This is a genomic window from Pedobacter sp. GW821-FHT01D05, from assembly GCF_059422505.1.
Genome location: NZ_JBWKXA010000001.1, coordinates 532640 through 553290, shown reverse-complemented (window position 1 = coordinate 553290; position 20651 = coordinate 532640). Strand labels below are relative to the sequence as shown.

The following is a 20651-nucleotide window of genomic DNA, read 5'->3' as shown; positions in this document are numbered from 1 at the left end:
ATTATTTGACCGGCGTAAATGTTTCGGCTTTCACACCGCGGTCGCGCATGACCAGGGTATCTAAGCTATTCACCGTTCTATCGTTAAGATCGATCTGATAGTTTAGGTAAAGGGCATCGCGATCCTGGCTGCCCCAGCTGTTTTTCTCTCCCCGTTTAACGAATTTTCCGGTGCCACTCGCCGTAAAACTGGCATCACCAGCTGCAATTGTACAGTTGCCCGTGTTATCAAAAGTTAACAATAAGGTTCGGCTGATACTGGTTCCGCCTGTTACTTTAAACGTGACAGGAAACTCGGCCTGGGTTAGCGAACGCGTGTTTAACTTGTTGATTTCATCATTCTCCACATATTTCATATGGCGAACTACGGATTGATTGAGTGAAGTATTGCCGTTTTTTCCGGTAAACACATCCTTCCCTCTGCGAAGGTAGAAACCCTGCCAGGTATTGATATACTTTACGGCATACAAGGTGTATTTTTTTTCGGGCAAGATTTTTTTGTTCTGATCAACACTGGTCATTGTTAAAGGGATCACATAAGTGGTATTTATAGCCAATGGGTCTGCGAAAAAAGCATCAGTGAGCTGAACATCTACTCCACCGATCAAACTTCCTTTCGGGATGACAATTTTGTTCGCTGCAAGTGTATAATAGTTAGCCGGCATGGGTCTTACGATACCGCTGTAAGGCGATGGAAAAGATAATCCCTGCGTTAACGCGTTATCTACACTGATGCCTATGGTAATATCTTCCTTATTTGAGTAAACTCCACCAACAGTGCCCATAATCTGAAGTCGGTGTTGGTTATCAAGTGAAGTATCAAAAATATCTTCGCCCATGGTGAGGGTCCGGATCGGCCCCTGATAGGCAAAATAAACGGTTTGACTATCATTATCTGGAAATGCCCATTCTTCGTTTTTGCAAGCGCCAAGTGTTAAAACGAGCGCAAGTAAAATATATATTTTATTTTTCATGATGTTATTGGTTATAGTGAATGAATATTACCATCCCGTGTTTTGTTGCAAAGCATTGTACTTTAATGTTTCGCTGTAAGGAATTGGTCCGAATCTCATATATTCCTGATAGCTTCTTGCTTCTACATTGATTTCCTGATAGTTGCCCTGCGAGATACTCAACCCCTTTACCGGTTCGGTTAATGCTGCGTTCCATCTACGAAGATCCCAGAAACGAAATCCTTCAAAAGCCAATTCTAACCTACGCTCGTTCCTGATCAATGTTCGCATGGCATCTTTATCTCCTTTAATCGATTCGAGGTAAGCATCACCGTTTGTAGTTCCAACGCCGGCCCTGGCACGAATAGCTTTAATAATATCATAAGCAGAATAGGGATTGCCGCCATTGGCTGTAGGACCCCAGGCCTCATTTGCCGCCTCTGCATAGATCAGGAATATTTCCGTATAGCGGATATGCGGCCTATAGTGTTTCTGATTATTTATGGTTGGTGTACGACTAACATCCTGCCTTAACAATTTTTTCATGTAGTAACCGGTTCTTGTAGAAACTTCTTTTCTATTCAGCCCATCATCATTCGTTGCTACATCTGTTGTGGTATTGATTGCCTTGTTTGTTGGCCCGATGGTATTTCCGTTGTACACTATAAATTTTGCTAAACGCGGATCTCTACCCGTAAATGGAGCGGCAGGATTGTATCCGCTCTGTGGTGTATTGGCAATTGGATAACCGTTTTGCATCGGGAATGCATTAACCAGATTTTGCGTAGGGTTTATGCGGCCCTGTCCAGACAAAGTTGGTGGATAATTAGCAGCTTCTAAATCACTGTTTGATCCAACATTTGTACGCCAAAGCACTTCTTTGGGACTAGCGCCAGAAGCCAATGCATCAATTTCTGCTTTGTTATCATACCAGGTAACACCATTAGGATCTAAATTAGCTAACCAGTTATTAAGTGAAAGTACCTGTGCTGCATAGCTGGCGGCATCGGCCCATGTGGTAGAATTACCTGTGCTGAAAGCCGGACTTGCGCCCATTAGTGCTACTCTGGCACGAATGGCTTTAGAAATACGGCCCGTCATTCGCTGATTAAAAAACTTACCGAAAACCCGGTTATAGGTCTCTACATTAACTCCCGCATATTTTGCAGGAATCTGGCTGGTGCTATTGATATCAGCATAATCTAAAGGAAGCAATTGTTCTGCCTTATCCAAATCACCATAAATCTGTTTTATACAGGCATCAAATGTGGCCCTTGGCTGGTTAAAGTTAGAAGCCGGTGTTTCGGGTTCTAGCACAATAGGGAACCCATATAAATTACCCCCTACTTTTCCGGCATGTGCCTGTAGCATATACGACATTAGGTAGGCTCTCAAAGCATATGCTTCACCTTTTTGCCTATCATTAAACATTCTGCTCAACACCGGGTCTTTAGAATCCCAAAGCACCTTATCTGTCTCTGCTAAAAATAAGTTGATATACTGTATTCCTGCTCTTGCATTGGTCCATTGATCTAATGGATTAAATTGAGCCGACCATTGTCCGGTGGCAATTCTCCTAAAATTATTATTGATATCATTACTTACCGCATCATCTGTAGCTACATCATTAAAAGACCAGCCATTTGATGGAAGCCTTGTATAACCATTTAGCAATAACCCATGGGCAAGTGCGGGTTCTGTATAGATGTTCTCAAAATCTCCATTATTTTGTGGAGCAGGGTCAGTAAACTTTTTACAGCCCGAGAGCATCACAACGACAACTATAAATTGTATTAATATTCTGTTCATCTTTTCTAATCTAATATTCAATTAAAACATTGCCTTTACGCCCAGGTTATACATCCTTGTTTGTGGGGCACCTCCTAAGTTCAGCTCCAGTATTTCTCTTTCCTTCGCTATTGTTAAAAGATTAAATCCGGCTACATACAGCCCCAGTTCTTTCAATACTTTACTTTTGAACAACTTATCGGAAACTGTGTAGGAGATCTGAACTTTAGATAAATCAAACCGGTCTGTGCTGTACAACCAGAAATCAGACGCTCTGAAATTATTATCGCCATTTAAAGTGGTAAGTCGCGGGAAGGTTGCCGTATTTTTTGTTTGAGGCGTCCATCTGTCGCGTACCACTGCCGAATACTTATCGCTTCCGTTAACCCAAAAATAGTTATCGCTTTTCATGGCACTTGCACCGAAGCGGCCTGTACCCAAAACAAACAGGGTAAGATTTTTCCATTTGGCCGTTACGTTCAATCCTGCTGTAAACGGAGCGCCGAACCATCCACCGCGACCAAGATATACCTGATCCTTATCGTCGATGATTTTATCACCGTTCTGATCAATATATTTGATATCGCCAGGAGCCAATGCAGACCCAAATGCAGGTTTTGCACTATTAACTCCATCGGCCGCTGCAACTTCGCTGGCATCCATATAAAAACCATTGCTTTTTAGTCCCCAGATCGCATCAAGTGGTTTGCCGGCACGGTATTGATAGCTATTTTCGTAAGTTAACAGATCGGCACGTTTAGTTGCTCTGGTGGTATAATATGTTCCTGAGGCTCCAAAAGTCCAGTCAATAGCACCAATGCGTTTGTTAAAATTTAAGTAAAAATCCAAACCGGTTCGCTGATCACTATTATAATTGCTGTAAGGAACAAAAGAAGAACTCGGAAACCCGGTAGTGAAATAGTTTGGATAAAGAACATTAATCTGACCGATAATCCCGGTGATGTTATTTCTAAAAACATTTGCTCCGAAATTAAACTGATTTTTGAACATGCCACCTTTTATCCCGATACTGATTTCTTTCCTTTTAGCGAAAGTTAAATCCATGTTGGATCCGCGGCGCGAATCTGTAGACTGTGTACCTGTACCATCGTTCCAGCCATACCAGTTACCCCCTGTGCCTGTATAAATACTTTCATAGGCATAATACTCATCAAAATCAAGATCGGTATTTAAAATACCTGCCGATGCGGTTAGTGTTAAGTCGTTAATGAACGAAACTTTTTTCAAAAATGGCTCTTCGCTAAGGTGCCATCCAATAGAAGCTGCAGGAGAAAGTGCAATCCTGTTTCCAGGCGGCATTTTTGGCGAGCGTACCACAGCTCCGGTAATTTCGGCAAAATACTTACGGCTGAAATCGTAATTTAACTGCAATCCTAAATTAGAATTTGTTGTTGGCTGGTAGATTTCAGATTGCGATTGACGATATGCCGCAGCCAGCAATACTGCAGAGATATGATGATTATTACGGATGGTAGTATTGTAGTTAAATTGACCAGATAACGAAATAGTCTGTCTATAGTAACTATCTGCAATGTTCTGAACTCCGGTTTTAGTATCTTCTCCCCAGCGCGTTAAGCTCCCGATCAGCGTTGTACCAGAGTAGGTTGTCCAATTGGGCTGGTAAGTTGCATATCCGTTTCGATAACCCTGATTATAGCTGTTCAGGTAATCAACCCCCATAGTGGTACTAAAGGTAAGTCCGTTCAAAATCCCTTTCAAATCAGCATCAATACCAGTGGTAAACTGAAACTGGCGTTGTACGAATTTATTATTACCACCTGCATAAATGGCCGCAAAGGGATTAGTCTGATCTAATTGGGTACCACCCAGGATGTATTGTCCATCAATAATTGTTGCATTTTTAATCATCGCCCTGCTCACCTCGTCGCTCTGTTCCAATAAATTAATTGGGATTAAAGGTGTAAATAAATGGGGACGCAGGGTTGCAGCGTTAGCCCAGTAATTCGTATTTACGCCGCCGCCGCTGGCAAACACCGCACTTGCGTCTATCCGCGCTTTTAGCGCTTTGGTTAGCTGCATATCAACATTTCCGCGGATATTAAAGCGTTCTGATGTATTATTTTCTTTGGCTTCGCCGAAATTAAGCAGCGAACCTGTAGATACAAACCCAACGTTGGTGTAATAACGGGCACGGTCATTCCCTCCCGAAATTTCTGCCACGCCATCATAGCGTGAAAAACTATTTTTGAGGTATTCTGATGAGTAATAATCTACACTTGGATAACGATAAGGGTTGACACCGGAGTGATTATAAATAGTTTCTGGCGTGTAAGCCGCCGCTAAACCATCATTAGATAAAGCCTCGTTATACAAAGTCATGTACTCGGAAGAGCCCAGATATTGAGCGAATCTTTTCGGTATATTTAATCCGATGTTGGAACGCACGTTTATTTTTTGCTTAGTTGGCGCGCCCCTTTTTGTGGTGATCAAGATTACTCCTTTTGCACCGCGGCTGCCATATAGGGCAACGGCCGAAGCACTCTTGAGAAAAGTGATCTCCTCAATTTCATTTGGTGTAACACTATTCACATCCCTCGGTATGCCATCAACCAATATTAACGAGGTGTTCATGCCCCAAAGGTTGTTGCCATTAAAACCAGGGGCAAAAGCTTCTATCCCGTCCAATCCATAGGTTATAAAGTTTTTCTCAAAAAGCTGAGCCAGATTAACGCTTGAAACGCCAGCAGGAAGATTACTTTCGGTGGCATTTTTAAAGCCCACATTTATCAGTCTATCCTCTTTGGTTAAAGTAACTTGCTTTAAGTTGGCTAATGCGATTACCGGCAATGTTTTATAACCTTTAGCATTTACCGTAAATGTGCTGTTCTCCTCTATCGATAGAGAGAATTCACCTGCCTGGTTTGCGATGGTGAGCACGTCGTTTCCTTCAATAGTGATGGATGCCCCTTTTATCGGATTTCCATTGATATCCCGAACAACAGCTTTTATAGGTATCTTAACGGCGTCCTGACCTTTGATTACACCGACAAACAGCGTAAAAAAGACACACAGCGCCAATGCATTTCTTAAAAATTTCATCATTCTTGTCTTTAATTATTTGTGATCATGAACTACCTTACCATCCAGGGTTTTGCGCAAACTCCTTATACATATTTACATCTGCCCGTTTAAGTGGCAACCAATAATGCTTTTCACTAAACGGACGTTGTAATATTAATCGCTCGCGATAGTTTACAACCTTGTTTAATTTGGTGTCGACCGCAGGGTTTAAAGGAGCAGCACGATCAAATTCGGCGGCTGTTTTTAAGGTATAAGGTATCTCAGCTAGCAAATGCCAGCGGCGAAGATCATTAAACCGATGTCCTTCAAAGGCAAGTTCAACAGCACGTTCGCGTCTTACTTCTTTCATAAACTCTATTGTAGATACCAAGAACTGTGCGGCAACACGCCCAACACCAGCACGATCTCTGATCACGTTGATTGCATCTACGGCAGTTTTGCTAAATCCCTCTGCGGTTGCACCTGGAGAGTCGTACCCTGTTGCAACCGATTCTGCGTACATCAGGTAGATATCGGCCAAACGCATATATGAAACCTTAATATTCAGGTTCTGTCCATAATTCCAGCCCTGATCAAAGTTATTGGCAGTTCGGGGCACAAATTTGAACATCATGTATCCTGTACGGCTACCAGAACGTTCATCTCTATAACTTCCGTTTGTGAACAGATTTGCATATCGGTGTGGTTCCATGTTCGCTGCCAAAGTTCCCTGTACCACTTTAACTCCATCATAAATAATATCATTATAGAACCTTGGATCGCGATCGCGCCAGGGAAATTGCGGATCATATCCTGAGCCAGTAGGATCGGCCTGGGCAGAATTCGAAATGGGCAAACCATTTTTCATCCCATAATAATTAACATAATTTGCGGTAGGCGCAAATACCAGCGCATCGGCACCTACAATTGCTGGTGTATATTGTTTTGCAGTGCCATAGGTTGAACCATGTGCACCCCAATATGGTCCTGTAAATATTACTTCGGTACCTCCAGGCATTAAGAAATTTTGACCAGTTGTATAAAAATTGGTGCTGTATTGTGCAAAAGGTAATAATTTATGAGGAGCAGCGCCACTTTCTGTTAGTTTCAATAACTCTGCAAATGCAGCAGCCGCTTTTTTACTCAGCTCTACATTGTAGGTTTTGCTACCGGTAGATTCTAAGTTCATTAATGGACTAGCGGCCCACAGATAGTTTTTACCTAAATAGCCTAATGCCATGATTTTATTGATGCGCAACTGGTTTTTACCCAGGGTTTGGATACCGGCTGTTGTATTATCCCAATTGATTGGCAAAAGATCGGCAGCGGCCCTTAAATCCAGGGCTGCCTTAGCTGCACATTCCTGATACTTTAGTCTGGGCAACCTCAACTCTTCATCGGCAGGCAATACCTTATCAATGTATGGCAGCCCCCCAAAATATTGCATGAGCTGGAAATGGAACCAACCTCTAAAAAACAATAGCTGACCTCTGATCAGGTTACGTTCTTCGTCTGTTGCGTTTACCATCAGGTTTAGGTTCTCGAGGCCTAAATTTGCTTTACGAATGCCATACCAGGCCAGTGGATACAGGCCCTTGGTAAAACGATCGTTATTTGTATTCGCGTTGGCATTGTCTAAAAATCCTGCTCCCCATCCATCAAACTCTCTCTGCCAGCCCCAAAAATCGCCGTTATCTACTTTGTTAACGAAGTGGAAATTTTGAACTGTAGACTGGATTTCATCTTCACCCCAGTTGAAACTGTTGGTCCAATACCTATTTGTAAAATCTGGAATACAATTATACAGTTCCTCGGTAAAGCCCTGAAAACTACGAAAGTCTTTGAAGGCAGATTCTGCTGACACAGTTGCTTCAGGATCTCTGTCTAAATATTTTTTACAAGATACCATGCCGGTTCCTGCCCAAATCATTCCTATTAATAATAGGCGTGTTATATATTTTTTCATAATGATCATGTTTAGAAGATGAAATTAGCGCCTAGATTATACCGTTTTACAGTAGGATAAGCACCCTGTGAGGCCCATCCTTGTCCGCCAGCGCTTTGATAGTTTGCTTCACGGTCATCCGGCATCTTAGTCCACACGTATAAATTGTTTCCGTTTAGGAATATACGTATACTCGAAATTCCTGCTTTTTTAACCCAGTCTTGCCTAAACGTATAAGCAATCTCTGCATTTTTTAAACGCAGATAAGAAGCATCATAGAAGTACCTGTCTGCCGTGTAAAAACCCGCTGGTGTTGTTTCCCAACGTGGCATCGGACCATCAGGGTTTGTATTGTCTTTTGACCAATAACTTCCTTCATCATAGGCAACTGTATTTTTTCCGGAAAATGTTCCGAATACAACCTGGCGGGTAACATTGTTCACACCGTAAAACTGAGCAAATGCACTAAATCCTTTCCATTCAAAGCCTATAGTCGCATTGTAGGTGTTTTCAGGAGCGCCAGAATAACCGTAAGGAATGTTATCATTTGCATCAATTATCCCATCTGCATTGTAATCGACCAGGTGATAGTTTCCTGGGATTTTCAATTGGTCATTGGCATTGTGCATGGTACTTCCATAAAGCTGATCCCAAGTATTGTAATAACCAGCGCTCACATAAGAATAAGCCTGTCCAATCTGTTTATCAATAGGCTTAGCATATAACGGCAGTAATCCGGCAACATCAGCATAGATAACTTTGTTCTTGGCATGAGTATAATTGATATTGGCCCATGCAGTAAAATTGCTGGTGATTTTTTTGTTGAACCGGATATCAATTTCATAACCTCTGGACCGCACCTTACCAACATTAAACGTAGGTGGTGTGGCGCCATAGTAACTTGGAACAGCACGAGTGTTGGTAAGGATATCGCTCCTGTTGTCCTGGAAGAAATCTACACTTCCAGAGATCATGTTTCCAAAAAATCCAAAATCAAGCGCAATATTCTTCTTCACAACCTTTTCCCAACGTACGTTTGGATTACCTACAGAAGTTTCCCTATACCAATTGTAAGGACTATTCTCTGCAGCTTCACCGGTGGTTCCCAGTGGCGTAGTGCCTCCAAATGCCCAATTCGTCAAAAAGGCAAACCTAGGAGAACCACCATCATCACCAATTTCACCATACGATCCACGTAATTTCAATGAATTGATGAATTTGATCGGTTTCATGAATTTTTCTTCAGAAATCATCCATCCAAGTCCTCCAGAAGAAAAGAAATCAAAACGATAGGCAGGTGCAAATCGCTCAGAACCATTATAAGCTCCATTATATTCTACACTATACTTACCTGCATAATTGTACGTGGTACGGAAAACCCAGTCTTCACGGTAAGAAGGGATAATACTTCCCGTGGCAGTATTATCTCTGCTCCAAAGCCCCATAGCCGTTAAATTATGATTTTGAGCAATTGTTCGGGCATAATTGATCTGCATTTGAGAAAACATTCTGCGGTAGGTTGCGCCATCGTTAACGTCGCCTGCCCGGCTTGCCCATCTTACACTTTCCCTCCATTCCAGCTCTGTTGCCGCATCCTTGGTCTGTGAATAACTTACTACTCCTGTTTCAGGGTCGATGTATTTACTTAATGTCCCATTATTCCGGTCATCAATTCCACGACCAGCTTCAATAAATGTATTATCAATAGAAAGTGTTCCTTTTAAACTCAATCCCTTAACAAGAGAATTTAAGCTCTGATCCAAGGTAAAGTCTGTGGTGATGCGGGAAGTTGTGGTTGTTTGAAGACCACTGGTAGACAAAATCCTCACAGAGTTTAAACTTTGTTGTTCATTGGGCTTGTAGTACCCCCAGGTACCATCCGAATAGACAGGGAGATAGAGATTTGGTGCTGCAGAATAAGCCGCTGTCCAGGTATTGTAAGGGTTAACATCAATCCATGGCCGCTCCGATGTACCTCTTGAACCAGAGATATTTGTTCTGAATACCGTTGATGGTGTTAATTGAAAATCCAGGTTACTCCTTACATTCAGTCTTTTGAAACTGTAGCCGCCGCTATAACCGCGATCGTTACCAAACCTTCTAAACAAATCTCCTTCATCAAGGTAATCAACAGCAGAAAAATACTTCACAAACGATGTTCCACCGCTCACATTAAGGTTGGCATTATAAGACATTGCATTATCTCTAAACAAGGTATTTACCCAATCTACGTTTGGATAGCGTTCAGCTTCTTCGAGATTGGCGGGCGAGCGATATTTTTGCATCACAGCTTCTGGAAGATATGAACTCCAGGCACCCGGAGCGAGTGCCAATTCATATTCGATTGTTCGGTTACGCATCTGGAACATATCATAAGAATCGAGCTTACCAGGCAATTTAGATGCTGATTTAATAACTGTATTAGCAGCTGCCCTGATTTCTGCCTTCCCTTCACGCCCCCTTTTAGTGGTAATCAAGATTACGCCGTTTGCTCCTTTTACCCCAAATACCGCTGTGGCTGAAGCATCTTTAAGTACAGATACTGAGGCTACAGAACTGATATCGATGTTATTCATCGATCGTTCAACCCCATCTACTAAAATAAGCGGACTGGCATTGTTCCAGGTGCTGCGGCCCCGAATAAGAATCTGAGGATCTTCATCCCCGGGCATTCCAGTGCTGGCGGTAGTAATTACCCCTGGCAAATTACCAGTTAATGCTGCACCTAAACTAGATACACCACCTGTTCGTTCCAATACCTCGCTTGTGGTTTGTGTAATTGCGCCAACAACACTCTGTTTCTTTTGAACGCCGTACCCTACAATTACTACATCACCCAGTTGATCAGCGTTGGATTTCATGGTTATGTTTACCGTATTTTTGCCGGCAATGCTCACATCCTGAGTCTTCATTCCTATATATGCAACGGTAAGCGTCTGTCGATCAGCAGGCACCTCTATAGCAAATTCTCCATTTGTGCCAGTTTGCACTTTAGAACCAGTACCTTTTATAGTAATAGTAACTCCTATTAATAGCTGCTTTTGTTCATCAACTACCGTCCCGGTTATTTTTCGCCTTTGTTGTGCGGCAGCTGTATCAATTAACAGCGCGGAGATAATCAGTGTTAAATAGATCACGAGTAATAACTGCTTTGCTCCCCGATATCTGGAGCGCACATTATTACCCATATTGGTTATTTTTTCCATTATTTAAAATCATTTAAAGAGAAATAGATTTGGATAATTGTATGCCAGTCCTAGTTAGTTAGGATCACTAAAACAGATTTTTCAACTATTTTAGTTAGCATAGAGCGGTGTAACCCCTCTTCGAAGTAGTAGTAGTTTTTAGTCATAAAATTTGGTTTATTTTGGTTAGGATTAATATTCGATACCATTGAACGAATTCAATCTGTATCGGCGTGAGATCGATTTGGATTTAACCAGGTGCTTTCATGAGCGTTTGTTCAGTTTGGTTCATATTTATTTGGTTAGCCCCTTAAATAAAACCAATTTTAGCTTTCCTGATCATTGAACAATCTGCCTTTGGCATCGCACTGAGATTTAAGATCAGCGTTAAGCACGCTTTGGGTAAGTTTTGGTCGTACTTACTTCAGCATCATGTTCAAACGGAAAGGTAATGGTTTTACCTGTATTGAGTATTCGAAGCTAAGACAACTGCAATTTTAAGGATAGCACAATTGTTTAAATTTATACCCAGTTTGTTTAAGTGGTGTAGAAAGTGTCTTTGGGTATCAAAAAAGGCACTAAAGCGATAACATCCATTTTATTTAAGACACAATTGTCTTATCCATATTAGCATATAGGTAGGGCATAAATCTAATGTGTATCCTCTTTTAGCTATTATACGTCACGCTGTTTTCCATTTGATAACCATTGAGACGCATAAAAAATGCAAAAGTATAATTGAGAAAGCGTATCAGATCTTTCCCTACGCAACAAGGTAGGATTATCATCATAGTCATCATTTTTTTGTGGCATAAGCCATTAATCCACCGGTGCATGCTTCAAGGATTAAGTGATAACCAGATTGGTTATATCATTCAGTTACCTGACGGCCGAATGGTTTTTAAAACAATTGGCAATATTAACATCAATAAAAATATTGAGTTTAATGGTTAAAACCGACCTGATATATCTGTTTCTTATATATACTGGGTGCCATGCCGGTTAATTTTTTGAAGGTTTTAGAAAAGTAGGAAAGGTTATCAAATCCGGTCTGGGCACAAATCTCTGAATATGACATTCTGCTTGTCGCCATTAAATACTGTGCCCGTTCAACGCGTTTTTCGTTTATATAATTTAAAGGCCTGGTTCCGGTATGCTGTTTAAACAGCCTTGAAAAATAATCGGGATTTTGATTTACACGAGAAGCAAGCTGATATACAGAAAGGTCTGTATGTAAATTGATAAGGATATAATTTAAAGTTTCCGCAATTTTTACCGGTATAAGTTTATGTTCCGGACTTTTGAAAAGCTGGGGGTTTAGGAACCTGGCCGTTAATAGCATCAGAATCCCTTGGGTTTCCAGATAAGACGAAGTGTTCTGCTGGTTGTTAAGTTCCTGATATTCTTTATAATAAATATCTTTCTCGTAGATTTTAGGATTATCAGACCGGTTAATTCCTCTTCCAGGGTTAATCTGGAGCAGCCTGTCAAAAAGATTAAGATCTATTTCAGTGGCCGCTGTTTTCAATACATTTCTGTTATTGGCAAAAAGTGAACTTCCATCTGTCGAATCCTCAAAAAACTGGACAAAATACTGGCCCAAATAATGCTCACAATTTAAATTACATAACGTGAAACTGGGAACAATATACAAATAGCCTGGCTCTAGCTTTAGCAAGCTTTGAGCGTCTGATATTTCACCTTCTCCTTCATCTATATAGTAAATGCGGTAGTACGGACTGATCACATTCCTATAATTCCATTTGGAGTTAAGTCGCACATAGTCAACATTAAGAAGTGAAAAGCTATGCTGTAAATTTCTTTTGATCATCTCAATTACAAATATGCAAACTACTTTAATATCTTTAAACGTGTGCGTAAGATTTAAAATCTAATAAAAATCGGTTTTTTACAATTACTAGCTGGCACGAATACTAATTGCTTTCTGAACAATTAGCAGCTTGCCAAGGCGCGGGTTATTTCGCTATACATTAATTGCTGTGTATAAAGTTTAATGTAAAAATAATACAGGTATTTTGGCAGTCAATACTGTAAAGCACAGGCGAATCAAACGTTTGCGCAGTCTTTATCCTTTTACATCAATGTAATTATGGATACATTGTACTGACATTTTAAACAGACTTACACCACCTGTTTTAGAATAAACTGGCTAACTAAACATTACAAATGTAATTACTACCATAATCCATTTATTGGAATATGGCTACCTATAACCAAATATTAACAAAAACCTAAAAAATGAAAAAGAAACTATTACTCTTAACCGTGTCGGCAATTGTAGGCCTTTCGGCCTGTAAAAAAACGGCTGTATTACAAGAAGAAGTTGTAAACAGCAAAAAAACTATGAGTGGCGCCAGCGTGCAATCCCTCACTCAGACCAATGTTTTTAATGTCACCGAAAAAATTAATGCATCAATTGAAAGGGACCGCTTAAAAAATGGATACTATTTAACCGATTTTACTGCAACCGGTTTATACATGGCTCCAGGTGCTACTTTAGATATCACCGTAGAACAAACCACAGGAACCCGCCTGCCAAAATTATTAATTGGTACCTATTCTCGATATGGCACCTGGAACACCCAGCCCACAGCCGTGCAGTTAACAGCGGGCACCAATACCATTACCAACGCTGTTGGTGGCTTATTATGGATCAGGTACACCAATTCTACAACTGGCTCTACCGCTAAAGTAACTTTTAACAGCGGTTACCAATACGCTCCATATTACAAACTTGGCGTAACCACCAATTCAGACTGGATTAATCAATTACAAACCTACACCACTCCTGATGTGGTTCTAGAAGGCTCAAATTGCTTTATCGTAGTATCAAGAACTAAGGCAATACAATACCAAGCAGAAGACCAGAGTGCTATATTGAACAAAATTACGCAGGTTATTGCGCTAGAGGATGATTTGAACGGCTTAGACAACTCTTTGCCTGCACATGCGAAAAATGTACATACCTATCTTTTAACGCAGCATGAAGATCCGGCTTATTATTTTTTCGCTTATGATTACCGTACAGCCTATATCACCTCAGATGTGAATGCCATTTTAACTTTAAGCGCAGTAGGCACCAATGGTTGGGGATTATGGCACGAACTGGGCCACCAGCACCAAATGATGTGGCGTTGGGGAGCTTTGGGTGAGGTTTCGGTAAATCTATATAGTTTATACGTGCAACGTACCCTTACCCCTTCTATCAACAGGTTGGTAAACGATGGTGTGTGGCCAAAAGCTTTTACCTATTTAGGAAAACCTGCCGGTACCAAAGATTATAACGGATCAACAAGTTATACCAATCCTTTAACCGATCTGTTTATCAGGCTCTGCATGTTTCAACAATTAACCTTAGCTTATGGTGATAATTTTTATAGAACCCTGGCTAAGGATATGCGTGTTGAAAATCCAACTTTAGCTAATGATGATGCCAGGATGCGTTATTTCATGCTGAAGGCTTGTAGTATATCGGGCAAAAACTTAAGTAACTTCTTCCAAAAATGGGGATTGAATTTATCTACTTCAGCAGCTACAACGCAAATATATGCAGATATGGCAGCATTGGGTTTACCAGCGCCAGGCATTGATCCCTCTACCCTGCAAGACAATGTTGCACCTTTAAGCGAATTAAGTAAAACTGGCTGGAGCATCAATTCTTTCAGCTCTGAAGAAACCAGTGGCGAGGGAGCTATCAATGGCAGGGCTGCTACTTTAATCGATGGTAGCCACAGTACATTCTGGCACTCACGCTGGACCACTTCTGCAACAAGTTATCCGCATCAGATTGTGATTGATTTAGGATCTTCGAAATCGGCAAACGGCTTAAGTTTAGTGCAAAGAAGCGGATTGAGCCGTGCGATTAAAAACTTTCAGGTTTTAACAAGTACCGATAATATAAATTTTACATCGGTAAACAATTACGTAGCTCAAAATGCTGCAGGAGTGCAATATTTTGCATTTGGCAGCACCAAAACCTTAAGATACCTTAAGGTAATTATGAACTCTGCACAAGATGGTCTGCAGTTTGCATCCCTGGCAGAACTGGGATTATACAATTAACGATTTGATAAAAAAGAGGGCCAATATTTGGTCCTCTTTATTTATCACTGTACACATTGCCTTTTTGATTTTATTCAAAATCGAAAAAATGTTATTGGTATAACAGAAACAGCATTTTAATGATGTGCCTGATGGACAGGCCAATTAGAACCGACAAATCGGTTTATAGGCTTATAGGTTATTTACTTCAAAACCGCGATAGCTAAGCATTTCGGCATTATGCGATACGATCAGGCGAAGTTTTAATCTTTCGATTAGTGCTCTGGCTTGAGCAATATTTCTTTGCATATCGTTTATTCCCCTGATTTCGATCCCGCCAGCCATGAGTTTAAATTTACTGGGCTCAAACTTATCAATAAACTGCTGTAGATCCGGGCTAACTGTTACCTGATTGTTTTGCATAATCAATTATTAATTCTTTTGCCACAAAGCAAGACAAAGCATTTTAACTTATCAGCGCTTTCATATTAACTTATTAAGAAATGTTAACAAAGGGATGTCACCAACATGATCATTCTGTTATTTAGGCTAAACGGCTACAAAAAATAGTGCAATTGCAGTTATAACCGATTAAATTAATGTTTAAATTTAAAATTAATCGATAGTGTAGAATATATGGTGTATTTTATTGCACTTGAGCTGAAAATGCAATAAATTAGCTTAGAAATCAAAGCCGATCACATTTGGCTCGTAGCGAACCTCTTCCTAAAAAATAGATGATGCCCAATAACAAAGTATACCCGCTAAGCTTGCTGTTCCTGACGCTTTTATTCAGCTCTTTATCTTCAATAGGGCAAATTGTACTCAAGGATAAAAAATTTCGTGTAGACACTAAAGTATTCTCGCAAACAGATTCAGGCACGTTAAAGTTAGATATTTATTACAGTGGTAAAATAACAGAAACTAAGCCAACAGTGCTTTTTATATTCGGTGGTGGCTTTGTTATGGGCCACAGAGACAGTAAGTTATTTGATCAATACTTTAATACTTTGATAGGTCATGGTTTTAAAGTAGTGTCTGTTGACTATCGACTGGGCCTTAAGGGAAAGAAATTTCCCAGTCCATTTAATACTTCAAATTTAAAAGCAGCTATTGATACTGCTACGACTGATGTTTTCGACGCAACAGCTTATCTGCTTAAAAATGCAAAAGAACTCGGTATAGATACGGCTATGATCATCCTATCGGGATCGAGTGCGGGCGCTATTACTGCTCTACATGCCGACTATAACAAGCGGAATGCGACAGCGTTATCGGCTAAACTTCCACAGCATTTTCAATATAAAGGTGTAATTTCTTTCGCGGGGGCAATATTAAGTTATAATGGTGCACCAAAATATGCCGTACCACCAGCACCTACAATGCTTTTCCACGGCACAGCTGATAAACTTGTTCCCTACAACAAAGTGAGGTTACTTAACAGGGGCTTTTTTGGTTCCAGGTATCTTGCACGCACCTTCAGAAAAAACGGGTATCCGTATTACTTTCAGTATGTGCAAGATATGGGGCACGAAATAGCAGGTTCTCCAATGGTGGAAAACCTGCCTGATATTTTATGGTTTATTGAAAATTACATCGTTAAAAAAAAGCGCTACTTTATGGAAGTAGACTTTAAAGATGCTGACAAAAAACCCACCTTCAGCATACCTCCTGCTTTAAAAAAGAGGTAGCGTAAATCGTATGGTTTCGCTATTTTTTCAATTCGAGCACGGCAACGATAGGCAAATGATCTGAGGCATAGCGTTCAGGAATAACTTCGTGGGAAATAATTTTAAAAGGATTTCCGGTTTTAAAACCTATATGATCAATGGTTTTCCGTGGGTTGATCACAGGAATGGTAAAACCACAATCGCTACATGTTCTGGTAAAATTCGAATCGAATATTTTAATGCTTTCGGAACTTGGATCGGCGTTCAGATCACCTGCAACAATTAGCGGCAGGGTTTCTTTTGCTGTTAACCGATTAATCTCCTTAGCTTGAAGGATGCGGTTATCTTCCGGGCGTTGCGCATCAAGATGGGTTGAAGCAAAGCGGATAAAAACTCCTTTGGCAATTTCGGCAGTTGCAATGGCCAAAACTCTTTGTTCTGCTTTGGCATCATTATTTTTAGGTAACATAAAAGTCTGCTGTGCAGACAGAGGAAAGCGCGATAAAATAGCTACGCCATAGTCACCCCCATCGTGATCTATCGCTTTACCAAAATAAAAATTCATCTTCAACTTGGTGGCCAGCAAAACGGCCTGGTTAATAGTGCCCGATCTTTTGGTATTCACGTCTACCTCTTGTAAAGCCACAAGATCAGGTTTTTGTTGTGCTATCGCTTTTGCAATGGCATCAATATCAATAAGGCCTTCTTTCTCTTTTGATGGCGGGTTACAATGGTGAAGGTTATAAGACATGATGCGCAGTGCATTACTGCTTTTCGATTCAGCTTGTTTGCTGATTTTTGGTGAACAAGCACCTAAAAAACAAATACCTAGTATTAAAAAAGAGTATAATTTCATATTGGTTAAATAAATAAAACCAGGAAGTATTATAAGATTTAAATTTCGGTTCGAATGTACCCACGTTTAACTTCCCCATAAATTGGGCAGCTACGGGATTACAGTTTCAGATTAATAATATAATATAGTGCTTCTTTACCTTAAGGTTAATATCAAAAACCATCTCTTTATCTTAATGGGTTAGTTTTCATGCTCTCCGGCCTCACCGGTAAGTATCCTTTCCATTTCTATCATCATCTGCTCGGCCAGGCGTTGTTTAGCTTGCAATTTCGACAGGTAAGCATCTGCAAATGTTACTTCAAGTTCATCCATAATAAAGGCATATTTTGCCTTAAGTTCTATAAGATCAATCTGAAGTTTCTTGGAAAGATTTTGCATGGTACAAAGCTAAAAAAAGCGAGGCTATATTCCTGATAAAGGTTTTATTTTTCTTTTTTTAAAAAAAACACACTAAATAAACAAACCCGGCAAAACAATCTCCTAATTCTTTCGTTTATAAATTGATTCCGGCGTGGTTTCCGGAATAGTTTGTTTGGTTAGTTGATTAGGGATCACTCCCAAAGTGAATCCCTTTTCTTTTTTACAAAGCTTTTATCGATTGAGCATAGTTTCCAGACAATATTTTCTAAATTCAGCTTTCAAATAGATTATACAATGGAAGAAATCAGATGGGGCATTATTGGTTGTGGAGATGTGACCGAAGTAAAAAGCGGACCAGCATTTAATAAGGTAGCCAATTCTAAATTGGTGGCCGTAATGCGCCGCGATGGTACCAAAGCAGCAGATTATGCCAAACGGCATCAGGTACCCAAATGGTATAATGATGCTGCTCAACTGATCAACGATCCGGAAGTTAATGCCATTTATATTGCTACCCCACCTCTCCAACACGAAGCTTACACCATAGAGGCCTTAAAAGCTGGTAAGCCGGTATATGTAGAAAAACCTATGACTTTAGATGCTGAAGCTGCTCAACGCATGACTGATGCCGCCAATCAGCTAAAGGTGAAGCTCTGTGTGGCGCATTATCGCCGTGCCCAACCAATGTTCTTAAAAGTTAAAGAACTATTGGCTGCTAATACCATTGGTGATGTTCGTTTAGTCCGCTTAAAAATGCTCCAGTCGCCAAACCCTGCGCTAATCGCCAAAACAGCTGATAATTGGCGGATCAATCCAGCCATTTCTGGTGGTGGTTTATTTCATGACCTGGCTCCTCACCAATTAGATCTGATGACTTATTATTTCGGTGCAGTTAAAAACGCTATGGGCATCGCCACCAGACAACAGGAAAACACCAAGGTGGATGATCTGGTTGCAGGAAATATCCTTTTCGAAAATGGAGTTGTGTTCAGCGGTACCTGGTGTTTCTCCGTTTCGCCACAAGACCAGGCCGATAGTTGCATGGTTTATGGCTCAAAAGGCCACATCAGTTTCCCCATGTTTGGCAATAAAGTCACGGTTACTACCCATCAAACGGAAGAATTTATATTTGAGCCTTTGCAGCATGTGCAACAACCTATGATCGAAAAAGTAGTTGATTACTTTTTAAACAAAGGAGAAAACCCATGTAGCGGTGAAGAGGCATTGATTACGATGAAGTTAATGGATGATTTTACACGGAAGTAAACATAGAACATTGTATTGGCTTACTTGCCAAAGCTGCACAGGGAATTGATACCATATTGGGTGAAAATGGGATGAAGCTATCTGGAGCCAAAAAACAGTGGATCCCTATAACAAGGGCATTATTGAGAAAAAACAAGGTTGTTGATCTCAAAGAGATTATCACACATTCAATAACACCTTGTTGCTCAAGAAATTACACAAACTAATAGCCAAAAAAAATTATTTTTGGAGCGCAATACCTGTGCAGTTAGGCAAATTGGTACCCGTGTTACGCTTTTACACTTCGGCTTCGTACCTCAGCCTGCAGGATAACACTTCACCCAGGGCTAAATGGCTAAAACAGCATTTCATTTTTGGGGTTGCAAGGTGCAAAACGCTGTTCATTAACCTGATTGACGGGGAAAGCTCCCGATTCTTTACCGATAAATCGGCACTAAATTAGCATCGGGACTTGTACCAAAAGCAGGACTGAAGTCCGCTAAGAGTTTCTGTCCTTCCATTTCCAAACAAAAATGGACATGGCCTATCGATCATCTAAATATAGGTTAAAATGTCACCTCAAAACTATAAAAAAATGATGCTATACTCTACCTAAAGTTTCGAAAGCAAAAGTTTTACAGAGGCTCTTTTTTGATAGTTGGGATCAAAATGAACATACTTAACTTTCCCTGAACGATCGATGATATAGGTTGCAGGAACAGGTAAAGTATGTCGGGTATTGCCATTGTTGTCTTCTAAATTTATACCATAGCCCTTGTATTTGGTAAAGGTTGCCTCGTCCATCATAAAGTTAACCTTGTAGGCTTTCATAATCTCATCGTCTTTATCCTGAAGGATAGAAAAACCAGCGCTCGTTTTTTTAATTGTTTTATCAATGTTTTCTTTCGTTTCAGGTGTAACACCGATAACATAAGCATCTTTCCCGCTTAACAAACTTAAAGAATCTTGAAGTTCTTTAATGTGTTTGTTACAGTAAGGGCACCACTGACCGCGATAAAAAAACAATACCACAGAACGGTGCGCTTTAAGTGCACTTTTCAAACTCACGGTTTTGCCGTTTTGGTCCACTCCGCTAAACATTGGGGCTTTATCCCCTTCTTTTAATCCTTTTTGTGCTTTTACCTGAAAGGATAATGCAACAATTAAGGTAACAAATAGTATAATTCTTTTCATTTTATATTTATTTAACAAAAGGCAGGGAGCAAGCTTCCCTGCCTAGTTTTTTTACATTTTACTTTTCGACATTTTTCCTTTAGCCATTTTAGATTTCTCCATTTTGGCTTTTTTCATCGAATCGGTTTTCATTTTGTCCATCTTGTTCTTCTCCATTTTATCCATTTTCTTCTTCTCCATTTTGTTTTGTTTCATTTTAGACATCTTTTCCTGTAAGGAACTGTTAACCGAAGCAAAACTTGGTAACGAAAGGCTAGCCACAACTAAAGCAGCCATAAACAATTTTCCTGCTGATTTTAAAATTAGATTTTTCATGTTTTTATGCGTTTTGTTTATCCCTTAGTCGAAGCGA

Annotated in this window: 14 protein-coding genes; 3 read left to right on the top strand and 11 right to left on the bottom strand. The window is 40.3% G+C overall.

All coding sequences use genetic code 11. From position 1 onward, the window contains the following. Window position 1: 1 nt before the first annotated feature. The 6 genes from AC07VK_RS02225 to AC07VK_RS02200 form a co-directional block, all read right to left on the bottom strand. Window positions 2-973 (bottom strand): DUF5627 domain-containing protein, encoded by a 972-nt coding sequence (locus tag AC07VK_RS02225; RefSeq protein ID WP_492958032.1) that lies wholly within the window; start codon window positions 971-973, stop codon window positions 2-4. Window positions 974-1000: 27 nt separating this feature from the next. Then, window positions 1001-2761 carry a RagB/SusD family nutrient uptake outer membrane protein gene (locus tag AC07VK_RS02220; protein WP_492958030.1) on the bottom strand — a complete coding sequence of 587 codons (1761 nt, stop codon included), beginning with the start codon at window positions 2759-2761 and terminating at the stop codon, window positions 1001-1003. Between the two features lie 21 nt (window positions 2762-2782). Beyond that, window positions 2783-5824 (bottom strand): SusC/RagA family TonB-linked outer membrane protein, encoded by a 3042-nt coding sequence (locus AC07VK_RS02215; RefSeq protein ID WP_492958028.1) that lies wholly within the window; start codon window positions 5822-5824, stop codon window positions 2783-2785. A gap of 34 nt (window positions 5825-5858) precedes the next feature. Beyond that, window positions 5859-7748, bottom strand: a complete 1890-nt coding sequence (locus tag AC07VK_RS02210; RefSeq protein WP_492958026.1) for a RagB/SusD family nutrient uptake outer membrane protein — start codon at window positions 7746-7748, stop codon at window positions 5859-5861. 11 nt (window positions 7749-7759) lie between these two features. Then, window positions 7760-10933: a SusC/RagA family TonB-linked outer membrane protein gene (locus tag AC07VK_RS02205; RefSeq protein WP_492958024.1), complete on the bottom strand. Its 3174-nt coding sequence runs from the start codon at window positions 10931-10933 to the stop codon at window positions 7760-7762. A 922-nt stretch (window positions 10934-11855) separates the two neighbouring features. Further along, window positions 11856-12743, bottom strand: a complete 888-nt coding sequence (locus tag AC07VK_RS02200; protein ID WP_492958022.1) for a helix-turn-helix domain-containing protein — start codon at window positions 12741-12743, stop codon at window positions 11856-11858. 428 nt (window positions 12744-13171) lie between these two features. Here AC07VK_RS02200 and AC07VK_RS02195 point away from each other — a divergent pair, with 428 nt between their 5' ends. Continuing rightward, window positions 13172-14995, top strand: coding sequence for a M60 family metallopeptidase (locus tag AC07VK_RS02195; protein ID WP_492958020.1), 1824 nt, complete (start codon window positions 13172-13174; stop codon window positions 14993-14995). A 171-nt stretch (window positions 14996-15166) separates the two neighbouring features. Here the strand turns inward: AC07VK_RS02195 and AC07VK_RS02190 are convergent, their stop codons facing one another. Continuing rightward, complete coding sequence (locus AC07VK_RS02190) at window positions 15167-15397, bottom strand: hypothetical protein (RefSeq protein WP_492958018.1); 231 nt, start codon at window positions 15395-15397, stop codon at window positions 15167-15169. 314 nt (window positions 15398-15711) lie between these two features. Between AC07VK_RS02190 and AC07VK_RS02185 the strand changes: the two genes are divergently transcribed. After that, window positions 15712-16665: an alpha/beta hydrolase gene (locus tag AC07VK_RS02185; protein WP_492958016.1), complete on the top strand. Its 954-nt coding sequence runs from the start codon at window positions 15712-15714 to the stop codon at window positions 16663-16665. A 19-nt stretch (window positions 16666-16684) separates the two neighbouring features. Here the strand turns inward: AC07VK_RS02185 and AC07VK_RS02180 are convergent, their stop codons facing one another. Together AC07VK_RS02180 and AC07VK_RS02175 are read right to left on the bottom strand one after the other, a co-directional pair. Then, a complete protein-coding gene (locus AC07VK_RS02180) occupies window positions 16685-17500 on the bottom strand; it encodes an endonuclease/exonuclease/phosphatase family protein (protein ID WP_492958014.1) in 816 nt (271 codons plus the stop codon). A gap of 180 nt (window positions 17501-17680) precedes the next feature. Then, window positions 17681-17878, bottom strand: a complete 198-nt coding sequence (locus AC07VK_RS02175; RefSeq protein WP_057933338.1) for a hypothetical protein — start codon at window positions 17876-17878, stop codon at window positions 17681-17683. A 276-nt stretch (window positions 17879-18154) separates the two neighbouring features. Between AC07VK_RS02175 and AC07VK_RS02170 the strand changes: the two genes are divergently transcribed. Beyond that, entirely contained in the window at window positions 18155-19126 is a 972-nt protein-coding gene (locus AC07VK_RS02170) for a Gfo/Idh/MocA family protein (RefSeq protein WP_492958012.1), read from the top strand. A gap of 591 nt (window positions 19127-19717) precedes the next feature. On the opposite strand, the gene AC07VK_RS02165 is transcribed toward AC07VK_RS02170, so the two are convergent. Further along, window positions 19718-20299, bottom strand: a complete 582-nt coding sequence (locus tag AC07VK_RS02165; RefSeq protein WP_492958010.1) for a peroxiredoxin family protein — start codon at window positions 20297-20299, stop codon at window positions 19718-19720. 51 nt (window positions 20300-20350) lie between these two features. Continuing rightward, complete coding sequence (locus AC07VK_RS02160) at window positions 20351-20614, bottom strand: hypothetical protein (protein WP_426324741.1); 264 nt, start codon at window positions 20612-20614, stop codon at window positions 20351-20353. Between the last annotated feature and the right edge of the window lie 37 nt (window positions 20615-20651).